We start from the raw sequence: 9682 nt of genomic DNA, 5'->3' as shown, positions 1-9682 counted from the left end.
TTTTTATTATCAATGCCTAAATATATTAAAAATTAATTACGATCCACAAGAACTTAAGTCGAATATGTTAATTATTAATTACACAATTAAGTTAACATGCTTTTTTCTATCTGTTACCAATTTTACCCTAAATAGCTGATTCACTAACGAATAGTTCTAACACACAAGACATAGTTCTGCTAGAACTATGATAACCTCTAACTAGTATTAATTATTAATCAAAAAACACATGAATTACAGGTCTATTTTAAAGCAAAATCAAGTTTCTTTGCTTTTAATCGCACTTGCTTTTCCTGTTTCAGTAACCACATCTTCCTTGTACGCAGCTACAACAGATGTATCTATTACCCAACAGAAAAAAGCCATAAGTGGAGTCATTTTTGACGGAGCAATGAATGAACCACTGATCGGTGCCAATGTCATTGTTAAAGGCACAACCAATGGAACTGTTACAGATCTGGATGGCAAATTCACTCTGGAAGCAAATCCTAATGACATCCTGGTTATCAGCAGCATCGGTTTTAAAACCATTGAGATCAAAGCCTCAGAAGCTGCTAAAGGAAAAATCATCCTGAGTGAAGACTCACAAGCCCTGGATGAAGTTGTTATTGTAGGTTATGGTACACAAAAGAAAGTAAATCTTACCGGAGCCGTCGCCTCTGTAAGCTCTGAAGAATTAAAGGAACGTGTAAATACGAATGTATTGGCATCCGTACAGGGACAGGTTCCGGGCGTTACAATTATCAGCCGTCCCGGTGCAGCACCATCCATTAACTTCCGTGGACGTGGTAACCTGGGTACCTCATCACCGCTTTTCGTGATTGACGGGGCGATTGCCGATGCCACTGTCTTTTCTGCTCTCGATCCGAACACTATCGAAAGCGTATCCTTCCTGAAGGATGCCGCATCTTCCGCTATTTACGGTTCACGTGCCGCTTATGGTGTTGTTATGGTTAAAACCAAAGGTGGTAAAGAAGGCGACCTGAAGGTAAATTATAATGGATACTTCGGCGTAAAAATGGCTACATACACACCGAAAGTTCTTAGTTCCGAATGGTATGCCCGGTTGGCTAACGAAGCTGCATTAAATGACAATCCCAATGCACAAGTCCCTTATACAGATGAAATGATCCAGAAATTCCGTGACGGATCGGATCCGGATATGTACCCGAATACCAACTGGTACGATCTGGTTTTGGATGATGTATCTACAATCACAAAGCATTCGTTGAGCTTCAGTGGCGGTAATAAAGTAAAATATTATACCGGTTTAGGATATACTTTCGACGACAAATTCACGCCGGGAGCAAATAGTAATCGTTACAACCTGACTACAAATATATCTTCAGACATCAAGTCATGGGTTTCAATGCGTGCCAACATCAATTATATCCAGGACGATAACAAATCGGATAAAGGAGGAATCAGTTACGTTGAATTACTGACAGTTCCGTCCACATATGTTGCCAAACAAAGTAACGGAGAATGGGGTAGTTATGAAGGAGGAAAACCTGCTTCTACCGTAAATATGCTTCGTAACCCGTTGCGCAAACAAAACCAAGGAAACTGGTCAAAAAACAAAACGACCAATACGCTTCTTAACCTGGCGCTGGACTTCAAACCCGTGAAAGGTCTAGTTTTAACCGGTGAAATGATCTATAAAGTGTATGACTACAAAGGTACCACCTACGATGCCAGCACTTCTAAGATCAAAGATTTCAAAACCGGGCTGGAACTGAACGGTTCACAGACAGACGAGTCGAAAATGACTTACGAATGGATCGAACATAACCGATTGACATATAACGGACTTGCCAACTATGAATGGAGTAATGACAAACATAGTTTCAATGTATTAGCCGGTGTTTCTTATGAACATTATCAATACCAGAAACAAAAATCGTATCGCAAAAACTTCCCGACCAATAATATGACCGACCTGAATGGCGGTTCAAGCGCACCGAACGACACCGGTACGGAAGGAGGCTCAAACGAAAACAAGATGCTTTCATACTTCGGGCGTGTCAACTACAGTTTTATGGATCGTTATCTGTTGGAAGCCAACTTACGTACAGACGGTTCTTCCCGTTTCCACAAAGATCATCGCTGGGGTATCTTCCCGTCATTCTCTGCCGGATGGCGTATCAATCAGGAAGCATTCATGCAGGATGTAAGCTGGATCAATAACCTGAAACTACGTGCTTCATGGGGTATGTTGGGTAATATTAATAATGTAGGCGATTACGATTATTTCTCTACTTATCAGCAAGGGGGCAATTACAATTTTGAAGATGGTATCGTAAACGGTATCCAGGAAGCTAAACCGGCCAACACAACTTTAGGCTGGGAAAAGGTTGCCATTACAGATGTCGGTCTGGACTTTTCTATCTTCAACGGCTTAATTGATTTCACAGGTGACTATTACAATAAAGTAACCAACGACATCCTGTTAGGTTACAACGTACCTTACGAAGTGGGTATTTATAAAGATTTTAAACCCTCACAAAATATCGGTAGCGTCAGCAACAAAGGTATTGAGTTCGGTATCACGCACAACAAAACAATCGGTGACTTCTCCTACTCTGTCGGTTTTAACATGAGTAAGAACTGGAACAAAATTACCGACTTGGGCGCATCCGATCCGATTTACGAAGATCCATGGATCAAGAAGGTGGGTTATGCAATCGGAACATTCTACGGCTGGCGTACAGATGGCTTGTTAAGCCAGGAAGACATTGATAACGGAAACTATGTAACAGACGGTATGACTCCCCAGGCCGGTGACATCAAATATGTCGATCTGAACGGAGACGGAAAACTCGATGCAGAAGACAAAGACTTCCTGGCCTGCGACGTTCCAAACATTACCTATGGTATCAATATCAACCTCCGTTATAAAGGATTTGAACTTAGTGCATTCGGACAGGGCGTTAGCGGTACAAAACAATATTTCTGGCAGGAACAAGCCTGGGCATTCTCCGACAATGCCAGTCCGCGCGAATATCACCTGAAAAGATGGACACTGGATAATCCGAATCCGAACGCCGCTTATCCGAGAATCTATTCCCGTACAAGTGCACACTCGACATACAATAACCGTTTCTCTGAATACTGGCTGATGAATACCGACTATTTCCGCATCAAAACAATTACGCTCGGCTACACATTTAATAAGAAAACACTGGAAGCCTTAAAAATGGATGCCCTGAAAGTATATGTTGCAGCAGAAAATCCGTTCACGATCCGTGCAGACAAGAGAATGGAAGATTTTGACCCGGAAACCGGAAACGGTCGCGGACAAGATACAAGAGGTATTTCTTCTATCGCACTGGGAGTTAACCTGACATTTTAATTGATTGTAAAGAATTAGACATATGAAAAATATAAATAAACTATTCAAAAGCATCGCATTCTGTACGATAATAGGTGCAACTGTCACAAGCTGTGATTTAGAGGTTGAGCCGCCTTCAAGTATTGCTTCCGAAACATACTGGACATCGGAAAAGGATGCCTGGATGAACCTGAATGTAATCTACTCCAATACGATTCCGGGAATCGGCATCTATGACGATACTTATTCTCCGGATGCATATTGCCAGTATTCATGGGAATCAAGCGGTTCCACTTTCCTGCAAAATGGAATGAGTGCCGCTTACGATGCCGGCTGGAACTTCGAAACGATCCGTAAAGCAAACCTATTTTTATCACAAATAGAGAGTTGCCCTATGGACGAAGACCTAAAAGCACGTTTCATAGCTGAAGCCCGCGTTATGAGGGCATGGCAATACCTGTCACTTACACAGACTTTCGGTAAAGTGCCTCTGATCACAGAAGTTCTTCCCTATGATGCTGAAAATGTGACACGTGACGAAGTAAGCGTTATCCGCGAATTTATCATGAAGGAACTAACAGAAGGGGCAGCAGGTTTACCTGATAAATACTCAGGAGGTTATCCGAATGAAAAAGGCCGCATCACCAAATATGCAGCACTATCCCTGAAAGCCAGAGCCGCACTGAATTTCGGAGATTACGCAACTGCCGAAAGCACAGCCAAAGACATCATGGATAACGGAGGTTTCTCTTTGTTCCGCATCTCTTCACTAAGCGATGCACAGCAAAAAGAAGCTGATGAAATGGACCTATATGTTGATTTCGCCAAATTCAATATCGACAAGGATAAATTCGTAAAGGGAATGTTTAGCTACGAAACACTGTGGCACACAGAGAATGGCAATACGGACAACCCCGAATATATCATGACCCGTCAATATGCTGCATCCGACTGGGATTATCAGGATATGGTACGATATACTAGTATGCGCCCAAACCAGCTGGGTGGATGGTCTTCCGTCACTCCTACCCAGAATTTGGTTGACACATACTGGGCCGTAGACGGCAGTAAGCCTAGTCTTCCTTCTAAAACAGAACGTGCCTCCAACTATACGGAACTGAGAAAGGAAGCAGATGAATTCATTGCAGCCGACAATAAAAACACCTTTCGTCTTTTTGTTGAAAACAAAGTAAAAAGCGGAGAGATCAAGAATGAAAAGTACATCAGCGAGTTCCGTAACCGCGACAGCCGTTTGTATGTCTCCATTATGTTACCATTCAAAGGATGGTATGAAACAAATTACGGAACGGATTTCGCTTACGAATGGATAAAAGGCGGTAACAATGAATCTAAAACAGGATTCAACTTCCGCAAAACATTGTCTTTGGACAACGACCCATCCGGATACGGACAGGCCACAGGCGATTATCCATGCATTCGCTATGGAGAGATCCTGCTGATCTTTGCCGAAGCCAGAACGCAAACAACCGGTTTCGACGGACAAGTGCAGGCCGCATTAAATGAACTGCGCGACCGCTGTGGTATGCCGAACGTCCCGACCTCTTTATCCAAAGAACAAGGACTTGAACTAATCCGTAACGAACGCAGGATCGAACTGGCCGCTGAAGGATTCCGTCTGGATGACATGATTCGCTACGGTGCCGCTTATTGCAAAGAACAGATCGACAATGTAGATATCACCATGCCGGACGGGGAAAAAGTGATCACTATGAAATGGGATAATCGTATGCTGTTGAAAGCAATACCTCAATCGGCTATCGACCTGAACCCTCTTTTGAAAGCAGATCAGAATCCGGGGTATTAATCCTTGAAATATATTATATTAGTAAATGTGCCGGAAGAATATCCGGCACATTTTATATACACTCAAAACATCTGAAACTGCAAAGAAGAACCATCAAGCAAACCCGAAATAATAAAGAAACAGTAAGTTGGGATAAAAAATAATTGTTATCTTCGTCCCCAAATTAACTACTAACAATTTATAATTCATGAGGAAAAAAGGTTTAACGTTATTAGTGGCAACTACTTTAGCCAGCAGTGTTCTATTTTCATCTTGCATCGGATCATTCGGCTTAACTAACAAACTTCTTGACTGGAATAAAAATATTGACAGTAAGTTCGTTAACGAATTAGTATTCATTGCATTCTGGATCGTCCCCGTATATGAAATTTCTGCACTTGCAGACATACTGGTCCTGAACTCCATCGAATTCTGGAGCGGAGATAATCCTGTTGCCGATGCCGGAACAGTAAAAACAATCAATGGAAAAGACGGTGTTTACACGGTTGAAACCAAGAAAGACGGATACCATATCCAAAAAGAAGGTGAAGAAAAGGCAATTGACCTTGTATTCAACGAAAGCGATAAAAGCTGGAGCGTAGAAGCTGACGGTGAAGCTACAAAACTGTTAAAGTTCAAAGACAACGACGAAGTTGTCATGTACCTGCCGGATGGTAAGGAAATGAATGTTGAATTAAACCAGGCAGGTGTATTGGCATTCCGCCAGGTAGCTGAAGGTTATTCTTTTTACGCAGCAAAATAAGAAACAACATTTGAATGGAGGTGTATCAAAAGTCACTATCCTGTCATCCCGGGCTTAACCCGGGATCCCATACTAACAATGTACATTAACGTAGTATGAGTTGGCGGATCAAGTCCGCCATGACAAAACTGGCTGTTGTAACACCTCCATTTTTTTATCAGATACTACCAACCTAAATAAATACAAATGAAACACTTGGTTAAGAAAGCAATGCTCACCGGAGCATTCGGTTGCTTCCTTTTGGGTACTGCATTGGCTGATAATGCGACTGCATCCCAGGACACGAAGCCTTACTGGCAGGACGTTCAGGTCGTTGCCGTAAACAAAGAACTGCCGCGCAGCTCGTTTATGACGTACGGCGACCGTTCGACAGCCCTTACTTCACGTTTTGAAAAGAGTCCCTACTATTCATTACTGAACGGAACCTGGAAATTCTATTTTGTAGACTCCTACAAAGATCTTCCGGCAAATATCACAGATCCTTCCACAAGCACTTCTTCCTGGGATGATATTACCGTGCCGGGTAACTGGGAGCTTCAAGGACATGGTACAGCCATCTATACAAACCATGGCTACGAGTTCAAACCCCGTAACCCGCAGCCTCCGTTATTGCCGGAAGCAACTCCGGTAGGCGTTTACCGTCGTGATTTCGAAATCCCGGCAAACTGGGACGGACGTGATGTGTATCTGCACATTGCAGGTGCCAAATCAGGCCTATACGTTTATGTGAACGGCAAGGAAGTCGGATACAGCGAAGATTCTAAAAATCCGGCAGAGTTCCTGATTAACGACTATCTGCAACCGGGAAAGAATGTTCTTACCCTGAAGATATTCAGATGGAGCACCGGTTCATATCTGGAATGCCAGGACTTCTGGCGCATCAGCGGTATCGAACGTGATGTATTCCTGTGGTCACAACCCAAGATTGCAGTAAACGATTTCCGCGTAATCTCTACCTTGGACGATACTTATAAAAACGGGATCTTCAACCTGGCCGTAGACATCAAAAACCATACGAAAGCAGCAAAAGACATCACTGTATCTTACGAACTGCTGGATGCAAAAGGACAGACTGTTGCAACTGCCGACAACAAGTTATGGGTCGGAGCCAACAGTATCAAGACAGCTTCTTTTGAAAAAGAGCTGAACGATGTCGCCACCTGGAGTGCTGAACATCCGAATCTTTACAAACTGTTGATGACGGTAAAGGAAGACGGTAAAGTAACGGAAGTCATTCCTTCGAACGTTGGTTTCCGCCGCATCGAAATCAAACCGATCGACCAGATTGCCGGCAACGGGAAACCCTACACCGTGCTATTGTTCAACGGACAGCCGATTAAGTTCAAAGGGGTGAATATCCACGAACATAACCCACAGACTGGCCACTATATGACAGAAGAACTGATGCGTAAAGACTTCGAACTGATGAAGAAAAACAACATCAACTCTGTACGTTTGTGCCACTATCCGCAGGACCGTCGGTTCTATGAACTCTGCGACGAATACGGATTATATGTCTATGATGAAGCCAACGTGGAATCGCACGGTATGTATTATAGCCTGAGCAAAGGCGGTTCGTTGGGTAACAATCCGGAATGGTTGCTGCCGCACATGGACCGTACGATGAATATGTACGAACGTAACAAGAACTATCCGTCGGTAACTATCTGGTCTTTGGGTAACGAAGCCGGTAACGGATATAACTTCTACCAGACTTACCTGTATGTAAAGAATAAGGAAAAAGGATCAATGAACCGTCCGGTCAACTACGAACGTGCTCTTTGGGAATGGAATACCGACATGTATGTACCGCAGTATCCAAGTGCTGGATGGCTGGAAGAAATCGGAAAAGAAGGTAGCGACCGTCCGATAGCTCCTTCCGAATATGCCCATGCCATGGGTAACTCGACCGGTAACCTTTGGGGACAGTGGAAAGCTATCTACAAATATCCGAACCTCCAGGGTGGTTGGATTTGGGACTGGGTAGACCAGGGACTTCTTGTTAAGGATGAAAACGGCAAAGACTATTATGCATACGGTGGCGACTTCGGTGTTAATATGCCTAGCGACGGTAATTTCCTTTGCAACGGTATCGTAAATCCGGACCGCACTCCGCATCCAGCCATGAAAGAGGTGAAATTTACACATCAGAACGTTGGTTTCGATGCCGTGGATGTAGCTAACGGCGTGTTTAAAATCACGAACCGCTTCTACTTCACCAACCTGAAGGATTATACGATTACATATACTGTAAAAGCAAACAACAAGGTAATCAAGAGTGATAAAGTTTCACTTGACCTGGTTCCGCAGGCTTCACAGGAAATCACTGTTCCCGTAGCAGGTCTGAAACCACAGGCCGGCGTCGACTATCTGGTTAATTTCGTTGTTACTTCTAACAAACAGGAAGGTGTAATTCCTGCCGGTTATGAAATAGCTCAAGACCAGTTCCGCTTACCGATAGAAGCCGATAAAGTTGCTTATAAGGCAGGTGGTCCTAAACTGGCCGTATCAGAAGAAGGTGACAATGTAAAAGTTACATCTTCCAAGGTGAACTTCGTGTTCGACAAGAAGTCAGGTGTTGTTAGTTCCTATAAGGTGGGCGGCACGGAATATTTCAACGAAGGCTTCGGTATCCAGCCGAACTTCTGGCGTGCTCCTAACGACAATGACTACGGAAGCGGTAACCCGAAACGTTTAGAAATATGGGAACTGTCAAGTCGTAACTTCAACGTGACTAAGGCTGCTGCCGAAATCGTCGACGGAAATGCCATCGTAAATGTGGAATATAAATTACCGGCCGGTAACGAATTCCTTATCACTTATAAGATTTATCCCGACGGTGTAATGAATGTGGCTACCCACTTCACCCCGGCTCATCTGGATGGCGTAAAGATTGGAATCTCCGAAGCGACTGCCACTGCTACGTTTTCACCCGGACGTGACAAAGTCAGCGACCGTGACAAAATGGTTGTTCCCCGTATCGGCGTACGTTTCCGTCTGCCGGTGACTATGGACCAGTTGGAATACTTCGGTCGCGGACCAGTAGAGAATTATTGGGACCGTAAAGCCGGTTACATGATCGGGCAATACAAGAGCACGGCAGAAGAGCAATACTTCCCCTATGTTCGTCCGCAGGAAAACGGCCACCACTGCGATACTCGCTGGCTCACATTAGGCGGCAAAGGCAAGAACCTGTTAATCGTTGCTGACGATGATATGGAATTCAACGCCATGCGTAACTCAGTAGAAGATTTCGATGCCGGTAAGACAACCAACCGTCCGTACCAGTGGAACAACTTCACACAGGAAGAAATCAACAACCGTCCGAACATCGGTCCGTACGATAAACCTCGCCAGACACACATCAATGATATTACCCCGCGTAACTTCGTTGAAGTATGTGTTGACCTGAAACAACAGGGACTGGCCGGTTACGACAGTTGGTATTCACGTCCTGAACCTGAATATACATTACCTGCTGACAAGGAATACAAGTGGGGCTTCACTTTAATCCCGGCAGAAAATGCCAGCAGCGCACAAAAGAAAGCGGGCTATAGCTACAAATAAATAAAGTTATTATAATATAGAAAGGGGACTCTGTGTATTCAGGGCCCCCTTTTTTATATTATGTGAATTCGGTATAACTAATTTAGAAATAATTGAGCTATCGGTTTTGTGACTGGTTGTAACTGGCTCCCCTCTCGAGAGGGGGCAGGGGGTGTGTTAAAGCCAGTCAATAAAACAAGCCTTGTTACAGGTTTATTTGCCGTCTGCTTCAGCTGAC

Annotated in this window: 4 protein-coding genes; all 4 read left to right on the top strand. The window is 43.9% G+C overall.

All coding sequences use genetic code 11. The features are described from left to right. Positions 1 to 229 precede the first annotated feature (229 nt). The 4 genes from DXA15_RS23525 (at position 230) to DXA15_RS23510 (ending at position 9465) form a co-directional block, all read left to right on the top strand. Positions 230 to 3352: a TonB-dependent receptor gene (locus DXA15_RS23525; RefSeq protein WP_128135656.1), complete on the top strand. Its 3123-nt coding sequence runs from the start codon at positions 230 to 232 to the stop codon at positions 3350 to 3352. 22 nt (positions 3353 to 3374) lie between these two features. Continuing rightward, the gene (locus DXA15_RS23520; protein WP_128135655.1) at positions 3375 to 5156 is read left to right on the top strand and encodes a RagB/SusD family nutrient uptake outer membrane protein; all 1782 of its coding nucleotides are present in this window, start codon (positions 3375 to 3377) and stop codon (positions 5154 to 5156) included. Positions 5157 to 5343: 187 nt separating this feature from the next. Further along, complete coding sequence (locus DXA15_RS23515; protein WP_128135654.1) at positions 5344 to 5898, top strand: DUF3332 domain-containing protein; 555 nt, start codon at positions 5344 to 5346, stop codon at positions 5896 to 5898. 186 nt (positions 5899 to 6084) lie between these two features. Then, entirely contained in the window at positions 6085 to 9465 is a 3381-nt protein-coding gene (locus DXA15_RS23510; protein WP_128135653.1) for a glycoside hydrolase family 2 TIM barrel-domain containing protein, read from the top strand. Positions 9466 to 9682: the final 217 nt, after the last annotated feature.

The sequence above is a fragment of the Parabacteroides sp. AM58-2XD genome (assembly GCF_003463685.1).
Classification (GTDB): Bacteria; Bacteroidota; Bacteroidia; order Bacteroidales; family Tannerellaceae; genus Parabacteroides; species Parabacteroides segnis.
Note: the sequence above shows the minus strand (reverse complement) of the source record. Positions and strands in the feature narration are given on the sequence as shown.